Genomic DNA, 19,606 nt, shown 5'->3' with positions numbered 1-19,606 from the left:
TGGCATCGATAATATCCGGACGTTATTTAAACGATCGAATGTTGTGATCATGACGATATCAACAAAGCTACCTTGAATCAGCCTTTAGTTCAGACACTTTAATGCAATGATCAATTTATTCAGCAACAAGAGGAGTAGTATCATGACAAAACGATTATTTCAAATTGATCCGTGGGTGATCAAAACAAATGAGTTAGCAATTGCTGACAAACGTTTACAGGAAAGCATGACGTCCATCGGCAATGGGTACATGGGTATGCGTGGCAACTTTGAAGAACATTACAGTGGCGATACTTTGAAGGGATTATATCTTGCCGGCGTTTGGTTTCCAGATAAGACGCGGGTTGGCTGGTGGAAAAACGGTTATCCAAAGTATTTCGGCAAAGCGATTAACTCACCAGATTTTTTAAGTATCCCGATTAGTGTTAACGGCGAAGATGTCGATCTAGCACGGATTGGCTACTCGGACTTTCAACTTTCATTAGATATGCATAATGGTGTTCTTCGGCGATCATTCGTTGGTGAATTTGCACAAGACGTTCAGATTAAGTTTGAATTTGCTCGCTTCATGAGCAACGTGACCCAGCAACTCGGTCTGATTTCAGTCAAGGCGACGGTTTTATCTGGACAAGCTAAGCTGGTTTTCCAACCCTCAATTAGTAGCGATGTTCATAATGAAGATGCTAATTATGAGGAGAATTTCTGGGAACTCAAGGCTCATTCGGCGCAATCTGACAATCGTTACAGTCTGACGGTTGAAACGAAGTCGAATCCCTTCGGCACGCCGAGATTTACAGTCACAGAAGAGATGCAGAATATCGTGGCGTCGTCAGTTGAGATACAACGCGAAGCTGTCTTGACTGATCAAGCCGTTGCTGAAAAAATTACAGTTGATCTGGCTGCCAATCAAAGTATCAGCTTGGACAAGCAAGTTGCCGTGGTGACGAGTCGCGATGTCGCGGAAGCGCAACAGATTGCGGATGCGACTCAAATTTTGGATGAATCTAAAAAGTTATCGTTTGAGGACCATCTGCAAGCTCATAATCAAATCTGGCAACAACGCTGGGCACAATCAGATGTTCAGATCGATGGCGACCCCGCTGCCCAACAAGGCATCCGGTTTAATATCCTACAATTATTTATGACCTATTATGGCGAAGATTCGCGTTTGAATGTTGGACCGAAAGGATTCACAGGTGAAAAATATGGTGGTGCCACTTATTGGGATACAGAAGCCTACATCGTGCCGATGTACCTTGCTGTCACGAAGCCTGAGGTCAATCGTCAGCTTCTAGAATATCGCTACCGTCAATTACCCGGTGCCTTCCACAATGCTCGTCAGCAAGGCCTTAAAGGGGCCTTATACCCAATGGTTACTTTTGATGGCATCGAGTGTCATAATGAATGGGAAATTACCTTTGAAGAAATTCATCGTAATTCGGCAATCGCTCACGCAATTTATGACTACACAGATTACACCGGTGATATGAGCTATGTCTTGAATCATGGTATTGAAGTCCTCGTTGGTATTGCACGATTCTGGGCAGATCGCGTTCACTTTTCACAACACGCTCAGAAATATATGATCCATGGGGTGACTGGCCCCAATGAATACGAGAATAACGTCAACAACAACTGGTATACCAATCAGATGGCCGTTTGGGTTTTGAAATACACGCTTGAGATCCTTCAACAAGTTTCCACAGAAAAAGCGCAGGATCTTGCAGTCACTGATGATGAAAAAGCACACTGGCAAGATATTATTGAGCGGATGTACTTCCCAGAAGATAAAAAATTGGGTATCTTCTTGCAGCAAGATGATTTTCTAGATAAAGATTTACGGCCAGCTTCGAGCATTGATCCTAAAGAACGACCCATCAATCAACATTGGTCATGGGATAAGATTCTTCGATCACCATTCATCAAGCAAGCCGATGTTTTGCAAGGCATTTACTTCTTGAATGATCAATTCACGCTCGAGCAAAAGAAACGTAACTTTGATTTTTACGAGCCACTAACCGTCCACGAATCTTCACTCTCCGCTTGCATCCATAGCATCTTGGCTGCAGAAATTGGGGAAGAGGAGAAGGCTGTCGACTTTTATGAACGCACCGCGCGTCTTGACTTGGATAACTACAACAACGATTCAGATGATGGTTTGCACATCACATCCATGAGTGGTGGCTGGTTAGCCATTGTCCAAGGATTTGCTGGAATGCGTCATCAGAATGGTCAGTTAGCATTCAAGTTGTTCTGTCCGAAAAAATGGCAAGGTTACGCGTTTAAAATTAACTTCCGTGGCCGCTTACTCTCGGTCAAAGTTCGTCACGATCAAAGTGAGTTTAGTCTTCTTGCGGGCGATGATTTAACGGTTAAGGTGAACGGAGAAGCTGTTGAATTACAGGCGGGGAAGGTCGCAACGGTTTAAGAGTTCTGTTGTTCACGCCAAGAAGCTAACCGCCTTGTTCCACACTCTGAAACGTGTTGCAGCTCACTGAATTTTCCGGTTAACACCATTAAGACTCGAATCTAAAAGCAGATTCGGGTCTTAATCATGTTAATCCTCAAATTCAACCCGTGGGCTTCCACACTCTAAACGCGTTACACAAGGCAGCTTCCTGCGCTTAACCACAATTTCCAAACGATTCGCTGCACGAATCATTCAGAAATTCTTGTTAATGCTCAGAAGCTAACCGCCTTGTTCCACACTCTTATTGCTTGACTTTCTTGTCTTCCTTTTTTAGATTTAACCCATAGTATCAAGTAAATATGATTTGTTAGGTGAGGCTCCTTTACAAACATAGGCTACTGCCCAGAAAAGTCGAGAGACACCAATGGGTAGAACAGGGATTGTCGAATACAAGGCTTTCCATAAAGTAGCTGGAATCAACTGGTTCCTACGTTGTACAGTGCTAAAGCCCAACGACTAGATCAATTGAGCTTTTTTGACGAGTTCTTTTAACCTTTCGCTGAGTTTTGGCGTCTTGTTGAGAGGAACTCGTTTTTTCATTCGGGACTCATCACCAATTGCGAGGTTGTGTGCTAGATCACCACCCGATAATCGTATTGAATTGATACTTCATTGACAACCACCATTGAATTAAGGGAGCTGAGTGAGTTGGTAAAAATATCGCGCGTTTCATTATAACGTTTGACCGTTTCAAACAAATTTTACAAAACAAGGAGTTGAACCAAGATGGATGATGATCATCGCCCGAGGAGATTTCACGGTGCGGTGTGGCAATCATCATTGGTTCACACCGAGATCGTGTGAGTTTCCTCTATGTCTGATAAATGGAGAGGGGAAAACATGATTAAAAAAATAGATTATGATTCATATGCACGCGCAACCGCAGATCAGGTGTTGTCGAAATTTGACACGGCAATAACCGGTTTAACCGATAATCAAATTGCCGGGTTGCGCGCAAGATATGGGACCAATAAATTAACTTATCAAAAAAAGACACCTTTAATTGTCGAAGCAGTTAGGGCTTATCTGACGCCATTTACATTGGTATTGATTGCCCTAGCCGTCATTTCTTTTTTCACCGATTATCTTAATGCGGCGCCACAAGATCGCAACTTGCTCGGTGTCTTGATCATTCTAGTCTTAGTCTTCATCAGCGGCACGATGTCGTTGATACAAACGGTACGTTCAGATCAAGCCGCATATCAATTAGAATCGATGGTCAATTCAACGGTGGCAGTGAAACGAGCAGGTCAAATTCTTGAGTTATCGCCGGACGAGGTGGTTTGCGGCAATCTGATCGAGTTATCTGCTGGAGCAATGATTTCAGCAGATTTGAGATTGTTGAGCAGTAAAGATTTGTCTGTTTCACAGGCGGCGCTAACTGGTGAAAGCTATCCTGTTGAGAAACGTGCCGATGTGGAAATCACTGAGGCGGCATCGGAAACTAGTTATCAAAATTTAGTTTTCATGGGCAGTGATGTGGTCAGCGGAACTGCAGAAGCAATTGTTATTTCAACAGGCGATCGAACCGTTTTTGGCGGGGTGGTCAAGGATCTTGGTGCTCAACCGACGCCGACTAACTTTGAAACGGGAGTCCAGCAAACCTCAATGTTGTTGATTCGGTTCATGGCATTGATGGCACCGACCGTAATTATCATCAACGGCTTCACTAAAGGTGACTGGTTGCAGGCACTCATGTTTGGATTATCGGTGGCCGTTGGATTGACTCCGGAAATGTTGCCGATGATCGTGACGACCAATTTGGTTCGTGGTGCCAACCGAATGTCTAAGAAAGGAACGATTATCAAGCATCTGAACGCCATTCAGAACTTTGGCGCAATCGATGTGCTCTGCACTGATAAAACCGGCACGTTAACGGAAGATCAGATTGTCTTGTCCTCACATTTGAATTGTGAGGGTGAGGTGGACGACGGCGTGTTGCGTCTCGCCTACCTGAACAGCGCACATCAGACAGGGCTGAAAAACATGCTTGATTTGGCCATTATCGATGCCACTAAACAACACTTGTCTGAGAATCAATTTTCACAGTTAGAGGCCACAGAAAAGGTTGACGAAATTCCGTTTGATTTTCAACGGCGGCGAATGAGTGTGGCAGTTCGTCATCAGGATGGGAATGTCCAGCTGATTACAAAAGGTGCGGTTGATGAGATTCTACAGGTCACCGATTCAGTCATGTTTGGTAAACAGGTGGCCCCTCTGACCAATGAAAATCGAGCTAAACTATTAACACAAGTCGCTCATTTAAATCAACAAGGGTTGCGAGTCATCGCGGTGGCAATCAAAACTTTTGTAGATGCACCAACGCCTTTTACGGTGGTGGATGAGACTCAAATGACGCTAATAGGCTATCTGGCTTTTCTGGATCCACCGAAGGCGAGTGCCAGGGAGGCCTTGCAAGAGCTCAAAAATTATCAGGTCGAGGTGAAGGTCTTAACCGGTGATAATGAGTTGGTCACGCGTGCGATGTGTCAGAAAGTTGGTCTTGAACATTCTGAGCTGATTACGGGCGAGCAGTTGAATTCGCTGGATGAAACTCAGATGGCGGTTGCCGTCGAACGCAATCAAGTCTTCGTACAGCTGAATCCACAACAGAAGAAACAGATCATGGCATTGTTGAAGGAGAACGGTCATACGGTTGGATTTATGGGCGATGGTATCAACGATGCGCCCGCTATGAAAACAGCTGATGTGGGTATTTCGGTCGATACAGCCGTTGACGTTGCTAAAGACTCCGCTGACGTGATCTTGTTGCACAAAGACTTAGCTATTTTGGCAACGGGATTGTTGGTTGGTCGCGAGACGTTTGGGAACATCATGAAATACATTAAGGCCACCACCAGCTCTAATTTTGGTAATATGTTATCCGTGCTCTGCGCGAGTATTTTTCTACCATTCTTACCAATGTTACCCGTTCAATTATTACTCTTGAATTTAATTTACGATTTTGCTTGTTTGTCGATTCCCTGGGATCGGATGGACTCAGAATATTTACAAGCACCAAAAAAGTGGACGACCAATTCAATCGGTAAATTTATGATTTGGTTTGGCCCCACTAGCTCGATTTTTGATATCAGCACTTATTTATTGATGTATTTTGTGGTTTGTCCTGGATTGCTTGGTGGCAGTTATCACACGCTAACACCGCAACAACAAGTTCTTTTCGTCGCCATTTTTCATGCAGGTTGGTTTGTTGAATCCTTGTGGACCCAAACACTCGTCTTACACGCTTTGCGGACGCCAAAAGTGCCGTTCATTCAGAGTACGGCGTCTAAAGCCATGTTGCTTGCGTCTGTGTTGGAAATTGGCGTCGGATCACTGCTGCCTATCACGGCATTTGGGCACGACATTGGCTTGGTGAGCCTGCCAGGAAGTTATTGGCCATGGCTAATGCTAACTGTGATTGCCTACTTAGTTGTGGTCACATTTGCTAAAAAGTGGTATCTTAAGAAGTTCACTGAATTACTTTAAAAAATCGATGCCGACGATAACGATAAGTTGATTGTTTTAAAAATGACGTTTATAATGACACTTTGTCATATGACAGAGCGTCATTTTTTGTTTACAATTTTTTTGACACGCTGTTTGTTGAATTAATGCGGATGCGAAGTGTCAATCGTCTACATTGAATGAAAAGATTAAGAAAAAGGAGGTTCATGGATGCCAAGTCAAACGTTCTTAAGTTTGCCACTCGAAAAGCAGAAGAAAATTATGGCTGCTGCACGTCAGGCTTTTTCGGATGCTTCCTATACAGAAGTCACGATTACAGACATTATTCAATTGGCTGAGATTCCGCGGGGTAGTTTCTATCAATACTTTAAGGATAAAGAAGATATTTATTTTTATGTCCTACAAAGCTATCGCGATCTTTTCAAGAATGACTTACTTGATCATCTCACTGAGCAGCAGGGAGATCTGTTTGCGGCAATTCGTGCGACTTACGCAGATGTGATTGATTATTTGAGTCAAGGTGTTGATCATCGCCTGTTACAGAATATCTTTATGGAAATGGACTATCGTGGCTATCAACATTTACTCAAACGTGAAGTGCCACGACACCATCATCAAGATTGGTCTGCTTGGCAACAAGAAATAAAGAAGCGTACAGATCTCACGCGTTTGCGTATTGAAGATGATCGTTTTGATTTATTGCTGCATATGCTGCTTGGTTTTATGGGGCAGTCGATGGCACGCTATTTCATTCGACATCACGAAGAAATGCATGAGGGTCAGCTGATCCAATCGCAACGAACTTTCGATGAATTGTTGAATTGGTTCGAGTACGGCGTCTTAAAAGAAACAACTGGGAGGGAATTAAATGATTAAACTTGCTAAGAAGCGCGTTTCAGGCTGGGCTGTTTTTTTTGCCATTGCGTTTATGACTGGCCAAGTGTTTACAAGTTTGTACTTACCAAATTTAACTTCTGATTTGGTTAACTATGGTGTTGCTAAAGGCGACACGAATTATATTTGGAGTGCTGGACTAAAAATGCTTGCGGTCTCCGTCTTGTCTGTGATTTTCTCATTTGGCAATGTTTATCTCGCCGCCAAGACATCACAAGGACTAGGCCAAAGGTTGCGCCAAGATATCTATGAAAAAGTCTTATACATGTCGAACGATGAATTCGATCAAGTCGGCACGTCTTCATTGATTACGCGAACGACAAACGACGTTGTTCAGATTCAAAACGTGGCCATGATGGCGCTGAGAATGATGATCATGGCACCAATCATGTTGGTCGGCGCAAGCTTCATGGCTTACCAAAAGGATGCGCAATTGACAAGTATTTTCGTCGTTGTCATTCCAATCATGGTTGTGTTCGTCGGTGTCGTGATGTATTTCGCAGTCCCTCTATTCAAGGCAATGCAGACAAAAACTGATAACTTGAACCTGGTCTTTCGTGAAGGATTGACCGGTGTGCGGGTAATTCGTGCATTCGTTCGTGATGCTTTTGAACAGAACCGCTTTGATGAAGCAAATAAAGACTACACGCGAAATGCACGGAAAGTTTTCTCTATCATGGCGGTGATGTTTCCACTAATGACATTAATCATGAGTGGCACAAACATCGCAATCATCTGGAATGGTGGGCATTTAATTGCTAACCAAGCCATGGCGGTTGGTAACATGATTGCCTTCATGACTTATGCCATGCAGATCCTGATGAGTTTCATGATGTTATCGATGGTTTTCGTTTTCATTCCTCGTGGTCAAGCTTCTGCAGCACGTATTCACGAAGTCTTGAATTTAAAATCAACCTTGACTCCTGCTGAACAACCAAAAACCTTCGCGGATGAACCCGAAACAAGTTTGGATTTCGATCAGGTGGTCTTCCGTTATCACGGGGCTGAACATCTAGCTTTAACTGGTGTTGACGCACACGTCACCAAGGGTCAGACTTTGGCCATTATTGGTGGTACGGGTTCAGGTAAGTCAACCTTGATCAACTTGATTCCACGTTTCTATGATGTTGAAACTGGTGCAGTTCGCATCAATGGTCTCGATGTTCGAGACGTCGACCAGCAGCAGTTGCAATCAGAAATCGCCTTGGTCCCACAAAAAGCCGTCCTGTTCAAGGGTAGTTTGCGTGACAACTTGCGTTACGGGAATCCGGAAGCAACGGATGAAGAATTATGGCATGCACTTGAAATTGCTCAGTCCACTGACTTTGTTAAAGAAGCAGAAGGCCTTGATACTTTTGTTGAGCAAGGTGGGAATAACTTCTCAGGTGGGCAGAAGCAACGTCTGGCAATTGCACGGGCATTAGTTAAGAAAGCATCCGTCTATGTCTTCGATGATTCATTCTCGGCACTGGACTTTAAAACGGATTCTAATTTACGTCGTGCGTTACGTGAAGATGAAAGTATTCAAAAAGCAGTCGTTGTGATTGTCGGTCAACGAGTTTCGACGGTTGCGGATGCCGATCAAATTATCGTGCTCGATGAAGGTAAGATGGTTGGTATTGGTACGCATAGCGAATTGAAAGCCAACAATGAAACCTATCGTGAAATTGTTGAATCGCAAATCAAACAGGGGGGCGAAATGCATGAGTGATCAAAAGAGTTCTAATCATCCATCACGTCCAATGGGTGGTGGTCACGGCCCTGGCCGTGGCATGGCGATGCCAGGAGATAAACCTAAAAATTTCTGGGGCACCACGAAACGCCTGTTTGGCTACATGTCTAAATATTGGATTGCCTTGATTATCGTGATGATTTTTGCCATCACGTCACAGATTCTTCAAGTGCGGACACCAAAGATTCTCGGTCAAGCAACGACAGAGTTATTTAAGGGTGTCATGCGTGGTCAGGCTGCACAGAAGGCCGGAATCGCTCAGAAGCAATTCCCAATTAACTTTGATAAGATTCAAGAGATTATTATTACTGTGATTATCATGTATCTGGCCTCGGCATTATTGAACTTCGTGATGCAGTTCGTGATGACTCGAGTTTCACAGGATACAGTTTATCGCTTACGGAAACAAATGAAAGAAAAGATGCAACGGTTACCAATCAATTATTATGACACCCATTCCAATGGGGATATTATGTCACGTGCCATTAATGATATGGATAACATTGCCGGCACCCTACAACAAAGCTTGACGCAATTGATCACCAGTACCGTCATGTTCGTGGGAACATTGTGGATGATGCTTACGATCAGCTGGCAGCTGACGCTATTACCCTTAGCAACAATCCCGTTGAGTTTGATTGTTGTTGGCGTCGTCGCTCCACGTTCTCAGAAATTTTTTGCGGCACAACAGAAGAGCTTGGGTCTATTGAACGACCAAGTTGAAGAAAATTATGCCGGCCAAATCGTCAATAAGAGTTTTAACCATGAACAGGCAGCCATCGATGAATTTGCAGCTGAGAATAAGAAGCTCTACACGGCTGCGTGGAAGGCTCAGATGATTTCTGGACTGATTATGCCGCTGATGACTTTTGTTAACAACTTGGGTTATGTGTTCGTTGCTGTTCTTGGTGGCATCAAAGTGGCGAATGGGAATATGACTTTAGGTGATGTGCAGGCCTTCTTGCAATACACGCAACAATTCTCACAGCCAATCTCGCAATTGGCTAACTTAGCGAATACGATTCAGGCAACCGTTGCTTCAGCCGAACGTATCTTCGAAGTGTTCGATGAACCCGATATGGAAGACACACACGTTGAGATTGCTGATCAAGCAACCGATGACGTTCTGACAATGGAACACGTTCAGTTCGGTTATCAAGGCAAGGAATTGCTGATGACTGATTACAACTTAAACGTGAAGCCTGGTCAAATGATCGCCATTGTCGGTCCTACCGGTGCGGGTAAAACCACGATCATTAACTTACTCGAGCGTTTCTATGATATTAGTGCTGGCTCGATCCGCTTGAAAGGTCAAGACACACGTAATATTGCTCGCGAAGATCTTCGTCGTCATTTCGCGATGGTGTTACAGGATACTTGGTTGTTTACGGGTACAATCTACGACAACTTGAAATATGGTCGCGAAGATGCTTCTCATGATGAAATTATCGCGGCAGCCAAGGCAGCCCATGTGGATGAATTCGTTCGTCAATTACCAGATGGGTACGACACAATCTTGAACGAAGAAGCTTCCAATATTTCCCAGGGTCAACGTCAATTATTGACAATTGCGCGCGCATTTGTTGCAGATCCCGAAATTTTGATTTTGGATGAGGCAACTTCTTCTGTTGATACACGAACCGAGTTACAAATTCAGCACGCCATGAATCGCTTATTGAAGGGCCGGACGAGTTTCGTTGTTGCACACCGTTTGTCAACTATTCGCGATGCTGATAATATCTTAGTGATGAATCATGGCTCAATCGTTGAAACCGGCAATCACGATGACTTAATGGCACAGAATGGGTTCTATGCTGATCTGTACAATTCACAATTTTCTGGTAATGTTGCTATTTAAGACTGGAGGGAATTTTTCAATGAAGATTAAAAAAATGATTGCCAGTCTCGCGGTCGTCTTAGGTGCAACTGTTGCATTGGCTGGCTGTCAGAGTAGCAGCCCGAGTTTGAAGCCTACGAAGACGAGTTATGGCGCGAATGGTTTGGTTGCCGTCGTCAAGGGGACCGTCAGCACGCAAGCAAAAGTGACCTATCAAATCGATGGTGCGACTCGTCAGTCTGCCGTTAACAATGATGGTACTTTTGTGATTCAAGTGCCAAGTTCGACCGACGCGCAAAAAGTGGCGGTCCAGGCTAAGAAGTCCGGTCAAACAGTCACAAAACAGGTGACCGTCAAGAAGAGCAAGGCTTTAGTTGCCTATCCACAATTTGCGATGGCTTACAACATGATCAATAAACAGATGAAGCTGGTGGCAACCGCACTACCTATGATGCAAAAGGATGGCCTGGTCGATCTTTACTCAGTCGATGGTGTCAAAATTCGTGCAAATATTCAAAATCAAAAAGTGATGAGTATTGCCTATATTTTTCCTGTCAAAGACATGAAATCAAAGACGAAGATGAAAGATTTCGCCATGAGATTGATTGCACTCTCGACCGCAGTTGGTGCTGATGGCCAGAAGGTACTCAAAGACTATCAGAAACTAGCTAAGGATGCAGAGAACGGCCAAACGATAGTCGAAAATATCAAGAATAAGGGTGTGACGTTCGAAACAAGTTTCTCTGACAAAGCGTTGTATATGTACCTCGTGAAGAAATAAGATTTTATTTAGGCTGAGCTTAAGCCTGACGATAGGTGCCTTCGAACTGATCATTTGAGATCGGTCCGGAGGTATTTTTGGTGTCTCTGATTTTACGATGATGAGGTCCGAGATGAAGAAGTTGTGCCGAAGTGAGACTGGATTTTAATTTAAAAAATGCTAATCTGAAGCTATGAGGTGAGCAGATGTATACAAAAACACGACAATTATTGGCAGATTTAGTCACTGATCAGATCGTTCCAGGTGTCAGTTATGCGCTGATCGATCACTCTCGTGTCTTGACTGATGTGTTTGGATGGCGAGAACTGGTGCCGAAACGCCTTCAGCTACATGCTGGATCGCAGTATGATCTCGCGAGCTTGACCAAAATTGTGGGGACGACCACAGTGATTTTTCAATTGATTGCGCAAGGGAAGGTGCAGCTTGAAGATCCCGTCCAGAAATATTTACCCGCATTTCAAGATGAGCGGGTACAGCTGTGGCATCTTTTGACCCATACATCGGGAATTGCTGGCTATATTCCCAATCGTGATCGACTTTCGGCGGCTGACTTGAAAGCTGCGTTGCTCAAACTACCGGTCACAGCTACTTTTGAACATGAGATGATTTATACGGATGTTGGCTTTTTATATCTGGGTTGGGTGATCGAACAAGTTTGTGGAAAATCAGTTCAACAGGTGATTACTGAGCGGGTATTGCAGCCACTGAAACTGGCAGGCGCGACTTTCACACCTGATCCGGCCAATTGTGTGCCGACTAATCGTAAAGATGGCCAGCTTTTGCAAGGAGTGGTTCATGATCCCAAGGCGCATACACTGGGTCGTCATTGTGGTTCAGCGGGTTTGTTTGCAACTCTAGCTGATTTAGTTCAGTTTAGTCAGTGGTACCTTGGCCAGCGACCGGACTTGCCTGAGCTGATCTCACGGTCGTTTATAGCACAATTGTACGCTGATCATACGCGTCATCACTTGCAACGTTCGTTGGGATGGGCGCTGCGATTTGCGCCGACTGATCAACACCCTTTGCTTTTTCACAGTGGCTATACTGGCACCTTTATCGTTTTGGATCAGCAATTGCAGCAAGGTTTGATTGTATTGACGAATCGAATTCATCCCGTCGAAGAGAATCCTGTTTTTCTCGACCGACGTCACTTAATCGTGGATCAGTTCATGGCAGAATTACCAAGTAACTAGATAGATTTAGAAGCTGAAGTTAATTCCTAAATAGTTCGATAATTCGACGTTTAGTTGGCAAAAAAGAGCTTTTATAAATTAAATGCATTTTTCAATTGGATTGGTTTAGTTTTAGGGGCTAATCCCGTCTGTACTGGTGACAAGAACTCGTTTGGCAAGAATCGTTTCTTGTTTATTCCAGTCTAGTTAACCAATTAGTGTCATTCTCACCACAAAAAAGTACGCAATCTTCATGATCTCGTCTCAAAACGAGAATCTGATGATTGCGTACTTTTTTGACTGCTAAAATCCTGCGGGGATAATGCCTTGATTTGCAAGTTGTTTCCGCAAAGCCAACATTGCCGTGTAAGTCGTCAAAATATAAATATGTTCATCCGGAACTTCACCCGCTTGCGTGATGAAGTCAGTTAAATCTTGAGTAGCAACGATGCTGTCTGCGTTTGCACCAGCAACTTTGAAGCGAAGCTGAATGTCCTTCAGACGTTCGCCACCAAGTATAATTTTCGGAATATCTTGGAAAGGCAATTGTTCAAATTCGCCATCCCAGATCCAACTGGTATCTTTACCATCAGCGGCATGGGCATTCAATAAGAAACCAAGCGAGTAGGGATGTGGATCTGTTTTAATGAGGTCGAAGACTTGATTCAAGCCAACCGGATTTTTGACGAGAATAATGGTTGCGTGCTTGCCATTTAACTTGATGACTTCTTGTCGACCGAAAACTTGTTCATCATAATTGAAGGCAGCCGCAATCGATTCAGGCGCGATTTTGAGGAATTTTGCAGTCGTGTAGGCAGCTAACGCGTTGTAGATGTTGTAGACACCACCCACATGAATCGTAAATGCTTGTTTATTGATAATAAAATTAGAAAACGTCGGTCGTAGTTCCTGAACAGCGGTGACAGCATCGGTTAGTTCTGGACGGGAGAAGCTGCAGTTAGGACAGAAGTAGTCGCCCAAATTTGCATACGTAATGCTGTGATAGTGCAAGATATGGTTGCAAACAGGACAAAGAACACCGTCAGAATTGAAACTAGCTCTTAAATCAGCATCGGGTTTATCACTATCCGCAAAACCGTAATAGATGATCGGATTAGGTAATTGCTTAGAATTAAAAATCGGTGCGTCACCATTGGCAATAATCGTGGCTTGGGGTGCCAGTTTGATCCCATCGACGATTTTTTGATAAGTGGTATAGATCTCGCCATAACGATCCATCTGATCACGGAAAATATTCGTTAGTAGGAAGGCTGTCGGTGTTAATTGGCGGCAAACGGGTTCGACGTTTGCCTCATCAACTTCTAGAACGGCCAAACCTTTACGCCCCTTCGGCTTAGGACCCGCTGCCAAGAAGGAGGTCACAATTCCCTGTAACATATTGGATCCACTGGGATTTGTTAACACATCTGGATATTGTTCTTTCAGAATTTTAGTCAGGAGAGAGGTGGTCATCGTTTTCCCATTGGTGCCAGTGACGATGATCACGTCGTAATTTTCGGCTAGGTGTCTCAGAATTTCGGGATCAATTCTTGTGGCGAGTTTACCAGGATAAGAGCTACCGCCGCTACGGAAGTTGTGCAAGAACCAATAGCTGCTCTTTCCGAGAAAACTTGCAAAGGCCGCCTTTATTGACATAGTTATAACCTCGATCATTTCAGAATCAGTACTGGTCCATTTTACCATACTTTAAACGCGAGCACTTTAGTCGATGATAAACTAAAACGAATTGCAAGAAGTTCTATGAATCCTACGAATGGATAAAATTTTGAATGGTTCAGAATACTGGCGCCATCGATGTAAGATCACCGTTTGTGAGAGATCTTCGTAGCGACTTTTCAATGATTAATTCTAGGCAAGCCCCGGTTTTTCGGTTATACTAAAAAGCGGTAATCAAAATCTGGAGGCGGAATAGAAATGGCGCAATTATTCTTTCGCTATGGCGCAATGAATTCGGGTAAGACAATCGATATTCTTAAGGTTGCACATAATTATGAAGAAGAAAATAAACCCGTGATCTTAATGACGAGTGGCGTCGATTCGCGTGATGGCGTTGGATATGTGTCGAGTCGAATTGGGCTGAAACGTGCTGCGGAACCGATTTTCTCAGAGACGAATATTTTTGAACGCGTTCAGGCAATCAATCCTCAAGCAGCCTGTGTATTGATCGATGAGGCACAGTTCTTAGAGAAACATCATATTCTTGAAGCTGCCCGGATCGTTGATGAGCTGGATATTCCAGTGATGACTTTTGGATTAAAGAATGATTTTCGTAATGAATTATTCGAGGGTTCGCACTATTTGTTGCTCTATGCAGATAAAATTGAAGAAATCAAAACCATCTGTTGGTTCTGTCATAAAAAAGCAACGATGAATTTGCGAATTCATGAAGGTCATCCAGTCTATGAAGGCAAACAAGTACAAATGGGTGGTAATGAGTCGTATTATCCCGTTTGTCGTGTACATTATAATCATCCGTTGCTGGATCAAGTCGAGAATCATGTGGAAGAAGGTCAATAATGGACAAAATTTTAGCACAGCTAGATGGTTTGATCGACCGTTATGATGAATTAACCGAAATGATGGCCGATCCAGAAGTTATCGGTAATACCAAACGTTACTTGGAGGTTTCCAAGGAAGCAGCAGGCATGGCGGAGATCGTCAATAAATACAAACATTATCGCGAAGTGATTCAAGGTATCAGCGACAACGATCAAATTATTCGTGAGAGCGATGATAAAGAATTAACGGATCTGGCCAAAGAAGACATGTCAGAGTTGAGCACCGAGCGTGATCAACTTGAAGAAGAAATTAAAGTTTTAATGTTGCCTAAGGATCCTAATGATGATAAGAATATTATTATGGAAATCCGTGGAGCAGCGGGCGGTGATGAGGCTTCACTTTTTGCTGGCGACTTATTAGACATGTACCATCATTACGCTGAGCGTCAAGGGTGGCAATTCGAAATTGTCGATGAGAACCGTACTGAAGTCGGTGGATTTAAAGAAGTTGCCGTCATGATTACGGGTGACAATGTCTATTCGAAGTTAAAATATGAAAACGGGGCACATCGTGTTCAACGTATTCCCACAACGGAATCGCAGGGACGGGTTCATACGTCGACCGCAACTGTTGCCGTTATGCCCGAATATGACTCAGTCGATATCGACATTGATCCTAAGGATATTCGAGTCGACGTTTACCGTTCATCAGGTGCCGGTGGTCAGCATATCAACAAGACGTCTTCAGCGGTTCGTATGACTCACTTACCTTCAGGTATTGTGGTTGCGATGCAGGATCAGCGTTCGCAACAGCAAAACCGTGAAAAGGCGATGCAAATTTTACGGTCACGTGTCTACGACTATTACGAAAGTCAGAATCAGAGCGAGTATGATGCCAATCGGAAGTCAGCCGTCGGAACGGGTGATCGTTCGGAGCGAATTCGAACTTATAATTATCCTCAGAACCGAGTGACGGATCACCGCATCGGTTTAACATTGAACAAACTTGATCGCATCATGAATGGTGAGTTAGGCGAAGTGATCGATGCCTTGATTGTTTCAGATCAGACCAAGAAGTTGGAGCAAATTTCCGATGACGCCAACCAACTATAATCAGGCCCTGCAATGGGCTTTTTTGTTGTTAAAAGAGCGTGATCTGGATCCAGAGTCAGCTGAGTATGTCTTGATGGAACGACTGAATTGGCGCAAAACCGACCTGCTGCTGAATGAACGTACAGCAATGCCAGTAGCCGTTTGGCAACAGTTCCAACAGGATGTATCGCAGTTGGCGACCGGACTGCCTGCGCAATATCTTTTAGGTGAAGCCTGGTTCGCAGGGATGAAGCTAAAAGTGAATCCTGCAACCTTGATTCCGCGACCAGAAACCGAAGAATTAGTCGCTTGGATCGAAGAGGGCTATCTTCCAGATGCATCACTAAGAATTCTGGATATCGGTACGGGGAGCGGTGCAATCGCCTTGGCACTAAAGCAACACTTTGCCAATAGCCAGGTGTTGGCGACGGATATCAGTATGCAAGCTTTAACTGTTGCCCGCCAAAATGCCATGAATTTGAATTTGGATGTCAGTTTTGCTGAAGGGGATCTTTGGGCAGCATTGCCTGAACAAACGGCACCATTTGACGTGATCGTCTCGAATCCACCTTATATTTCACACCAAGAAGAAGCAGTCATGGATTATTCTGTTCGTCATTTTGAGCCGGCGACGGCGCTTTTTGCCGATCATAATGGTCTGGCCCTTTATCAGCGGATTGCCACAAGCGTGCAATCTTACTTGAAACCTGCTGGTCGCTTGTTCATGGAATTTGGCTATCAACAGGCACCCGAGATTGAGGCTATTTTCAAGCGGGCACTACCGGGGGCCGGTGTTGAGATTCGTCGCGATCTTGCCAATTGGCCACGGATGGTGTGCGTTGACATAGCGCCATTAACACCTAAAAAATGAATCATTGAACGGAATTAGCTTTAAAATTTTGAGAGGAAACTTCAGAGGCGAATTGATGATGGAAACAAAAATTTATACGAAACAGGATATTCCAGAGGCAGCTGCGGAGTTGAGAGCCGGCCATTTGGTGTCGTTCCCAACTGAAACGGTCTATGGACTCGGTGCAATTGTCGATAACGAAGCAGCTGTTCGCCAAGTTTACGTTGCAAAAGGCCGTCCGAGCGACAATCCTTTGATTGTGACCGTCTGTTCACCAGAAATGGTTTGGAAATATGCAGTCAAAAGTGAATTAGCTGAGAAATTAATGGCAACTTTTTGGCCTGGACCTTTAACGATCATCTTACCATTACAGCCGAATACGCTCTCGTCCGTTGTCACTGGTGGCCTGAGTACAGCAGCGTTTCGAATGCCGAAGAACGATGCGACACTCGAGCTGATCAAGGAAACGGGGACACCGATTGTTGGGCCGTCTGCCAATACTTCTGGTAAACCAAGTCCAACGAAGGCGCAACATGTCTATCATGATCTCAGAGGTAAAATTGCCGGGATCTTGGATGATGGGCAGACACAAGTTGGTTTGGAATCGACCATCATCGATCTAAGCGTGGCACCAGCTGCTATTTTACGTCCGGGTTACTATGACGCTGATGATTTGGCCCCATTGCTGGGAACCGTTGATACAGCACAGCATCATGTCGGTGCCAAAGAAACGCCAAAGGCACCCGGGATGAAGTACAAACATTATGCTCCCGCTGCCCAAGTCTTGATTGTTGAACCGACGAAGAACTTTGCTGAGGCAGTTGCAAAGACTCGGCAACACTATCGCAAGCCATTCGGTGTGTTGGCCTTTGATGAACAACTACAAATGCTGGTTACTAGCGACTTGGTGACAACGTATTCACTTGGTGCGGATATTCAGAGTGCGAGTCATCAGCTTTTTGCAGGCTTACGTTGGTTTGATGATCAGCCTGGGATTGACCTGATTTTAGCCGCTGGTGTCCCTGAAAAAGGGTTGGGGATTGCCTATATGAACCGTCTGAAGAAGTCTGCGGGTGGTCAATTTTATGAGGCTACCGTATTTTAGACATTAACTTTTTATTCAATGCCTAGATGAAAGTTGCTTGTTTTTGAAAAAGTCAAAATGAAAATTTCAAAAAAACTGTGTCGGAAATGAGTTGTTCTCATCCAATACGTTTTTTTGATCAAGTGCCTTCGATGAATCACTGTCGCTGGCGCTTTTTTATTGATGGGTGACTTGGATACGGCTCAATGAGTGCGGCACTAGATTTTTAGGCCATAGTCGCCAGCAAAATCGAATGATTGTGAAATGCGGTTAAAAATAATGGAAAATAGTTAAGTGAAATAAGGCCCAATCTGTCGCAAATAACTTCGTATTGACCTGTCTATCTTAAGAAAAAGAGTTCCCGATTAATTAGTCACAAGAAGTTAGTCGGTTTTACTTTCGAATGAACAAGATTACCGGTATAATGGGGCAAAAGGAGGTCTGTCAATGACATTTATTGAGAAAGATCAGGCGGTTTGGCAAGCAATTCATCGCGAAGAGCAACGCCAGCGCCAGAACATTGAATTAATTGCCTCAGAGAATGTGGTTTCTGAAGCCGTTCGTCGTGCACAAGGCAGTGTTTTGACGAACAAGTATGCGGAAGGTTATCCCGGTCGTCGCTTTTATGGCGGTTGTGAGTACATCGACCAAGTTGAAACGCTAGCGATTGATCGGGCTAAGCAGCTGTTCGGAGCCGAGTATGCCAATGTGCAGCCACATTCTGGTTCACAAGCTAACGAGGCCGTTTACCGAGCGTTGTTGAAACCCGGGGACACCGTTTTGGGGATGGATTTGACTGCCGGAGGTCACCTCACGCATGGGTCGCCCGTTAATTTCAGTGGTCAGACTTACCAGTTTCACAGCTATGGGGTAGATCCAGAGACGGAACAGTTGGACTACGATGCGATCGCAAAAATCGCGCAAGAAGTTCAACCTAAGTTGATCGTCGCTGGAGCATCCGCCTATAGTCGAATCATTGACTTCAAGAAGTTCCGCGAAATCGCCGACCAAGTCGGCGCGATGTTGATGGTGGATATGGCACACATTGCTGGCTTAGTTGCGGCAGGTGTTCATCCGAGTCCGGTTCCATATTGTGATGTGGTCACGTCGACGACGCATAAAACATTGCGTGGACCGCGTGGTGGGTTGATTTTAGCCAAGGAGAAATATGCGAAAGCATTGGATTCTGCGGTATTTCCAGGCACACAGGGTGGACCACTGGAACACGTGATTGCCGCAAAAGCGATTGCGTTCGGCGAGGACTTACAACCAGAGTTTATCTCTTATTCACAACAGGTCGTTAAGAACGCCAAGGCGATGGCTGCGGTTTTCAACGCGGATCCTACGTTCCGAATTGTTTCTGGCGGAACCGACAACCATTTGTTCATGCTAGACGTCACCAAGACCGGCTTGTATGGCCGTGATGTTCAAGAATTAATGGATCACGTGCAGATCACGTTGAATAAGAACACGATTCCTTTTGAGAAAAACGGACCGTTCAAAGCCAGTGGTGTTCGAATCGGTACACCCGCGATTACCACCCGGGGTATGAAGGAAGCAGATTGCCAAAAAGTTGCACAATTCATCATTGATGTCATCAAATCGCGTGATGATGAAACTAAGGTTCAGGAACTCCATCACCAGATTACAACTTTTGCCGAAAGTTTTCCGACAAATTGGTCATGATTTTCTAGCAATTTACTGAAA

General features: G+C 44.4%; 13 protein-coding genes and 1 riboswitch. Of the genes, 12 read left to right on the top strand and 1 reads right to left on the bottom strand.

Annotated elements, in window-relative coordinates; genetic code table 11:
• Positions 1-142: 142 nt before the first annotated feature.
• The 7 genes from FC15_RS01930 (at position 143) to FC15_RS01900 (ending at position 12,375) form a co-directional block, all read left to right on the top strand.
• A complete protein-coding gene (locus FC15_RS01930) occupies positions 143-2,428 on the top strand; it encodes a glycoside hydrolase family 65 protein (protein ID WP_057823415.1) in 2,286 nt (761 codons plus the stop codon).
• Between the two features lie 338 nt (positions 2,429-2,766).
• Positions 2,767-2,938, top strand: a riboswitch (M-box (ykoK) riboswitch).
• A 372-nt stretch (positions 2,939-3,310) separates the two neighbouring features.
• Entirely contained in the window at positions 3,311-5,959 is a 2,649-nt protein-coding gene (gene mgtA / locus FC15_RS01925) for a magnesium-translocating P-type ATPase (protein ID WP_057823407.1), read from the top strand.
• A gap of 189 nt (positions 5,960-6,148) precedes the next feature.
• Positions 6,149-6,814, top strand: coding sequence for a TetR/AcrR family transcriptional regulator (locus FC15_RS01920; protein WP_057823406.1), 666 nt, complete (start codon positions 6,149-6,151; stop codon positions 6,812-6,814).
• Positions 6,807-8,543 (top strand): ABC transporter ATP-binding protein, encoded by a 1,737-nt coding sequence (locus tag FC15_RS01915; RefSeq protein ID WP_057823405.1) that lies wholly within the window; start codon positions 6,807-6,809, stop codon positions 8,541-8,543. Before FC15_RS01920 ends, FC15_RS01915 begins: the two co-directional genes overlap by 8 nt.
• Positions 8,536-10,422, top strand: coding sequence for an ABC transporter ATP-binding protein (locus FC15_RS01910; RefSeq protein ID WP_057823403.1), 1,887 nt, complete (start codon positions 8,536-8,538; stop codon positions 10,420-10,422). Before FC15_RS01915 ends, FC15_RS01910 begins: the two co-directional genes overlap by 8 nt.
• 19 nt (positions 10,423-10,441) lie before the next feature.
• Positions 10,442-11,182, top strand: coding sequence for a hypothetical protein (locus tag FC15_RS01905; protein ID WP_057823402.1), 741 nt, complete (start codon positions 10,442-10,444; stop codon positions 11,180-11,182).
• 185 nt (positions 11,183-11,367) lie between these two features.
• A complete protein-coding gene (locus FC15_RS01900; RefSeq protein ID WP_057823401.1) occupies positions 11,368-12,375 on the top strand; it encodes a serine hydrolase domain-containing protein in 1,008 nt (335 codons plus the stop codon).
• Between the two features lie 282 nt (positions 12,376-12,657).
• Here the strand turns inward: FC15_RS01900 and FC15_RS01895 are convergent, their stop codons facing one another.
• Positions 12,658-14,010 (bottom strand): Mur ligase family protein, encoded by a 1,353-nt coding sequence (locus tag FC15_RS01895; RefSeq protein WP_057823400.1) that lies wholly within the window; start codon positions 14,008-14,010, stop codon positions 12,658-12,660.
• A 279-nt stretch (positions 14,011-14,289) separates the two neighbouring features.
• Between FC15_RS01895 and FC15_RS01890 the strand changes: the two genes are divergently transcribed.
• The 5 genes from FC15_RS01890 (at position 14,290) to glyA (ending at position 19,585) form a co-directional block, all read left to right on the top strand.
• Entirely contained in the window at positions 14,290-14,892 is a 603-nt protein-coding gene (locus tag FC15_RS01890) for a thymidine kinase (protein ID WP_057823399.1), read from the top strand.
• Positions 14,892-15,986, top strand: a complete 1,095-nt coding sequence (gene prfA / locus FC15_RS01885; RefSeq protein WP_057823397.1) for a peptide chain release factor 1 — start codon at positions 14,892-14,894, stop codon at positions 15,984-15,986. The genes FC15_RS01890 and prfA overlap by 1 nt, the downstream gene beginning before the upstream one ends.
• Entirely contained in the window at positions 15,967-16,836 is an 870-nt protein-coding gene (prmC, locus tag FC15_RS01880) for a peptide chain release factor N(5)-glutamine methyltransferase (RefSeq protein ID WP_057823395.1), read from the top strand. The genes prfA and prmC overlap by 20 nt, the downstream gene beginning before the upstream one ends.
• Before the next feature lie 58 nt (positions 16,837-16,894).
• Complete coding sequence (locus FC15_RS01875) at positions 16,895-17,920, top strand: L-threonylcarbamoyladenylate synthase (RefSeq protein WP_057823470.1); 1,026 nt, start codon at positions 16,895-16,897, stop codon at positions 17,918-17,920.
• Positions 17,921-18,346: 426 nt separating this feature from the next.
• Positions 18,347-19,585 (top strand): serine hydroxymethyltransferase, encoded by a 1,239-nt coding sequence (glyA, locus tag FC15_RS01870; RefSeq protein ID WP_057823393.1) that lies wholly within the window; start codon positions 18,347-18,349, stop codon positions 19,583-19,585.
• The last annotated feature ends 21 nt before the right edge of the window (positions 19,586-19,606 follow it).

Origin of the sequence: Lapidilactobacillus concavus DSM 17758, assembly GCF_001435835.1 — a bacterium.
Lineage (GTDB): Bacteria > Bacillota > Bacilli > Lactobacillales > Lactobacillaceae > Lapidilactobacillus > Lapidilactobacillus concavus.
Note: the sequence above shows the minus strand (reverse complement) of the source record. Positions and strands in the feature narration are given on the sequence as shown.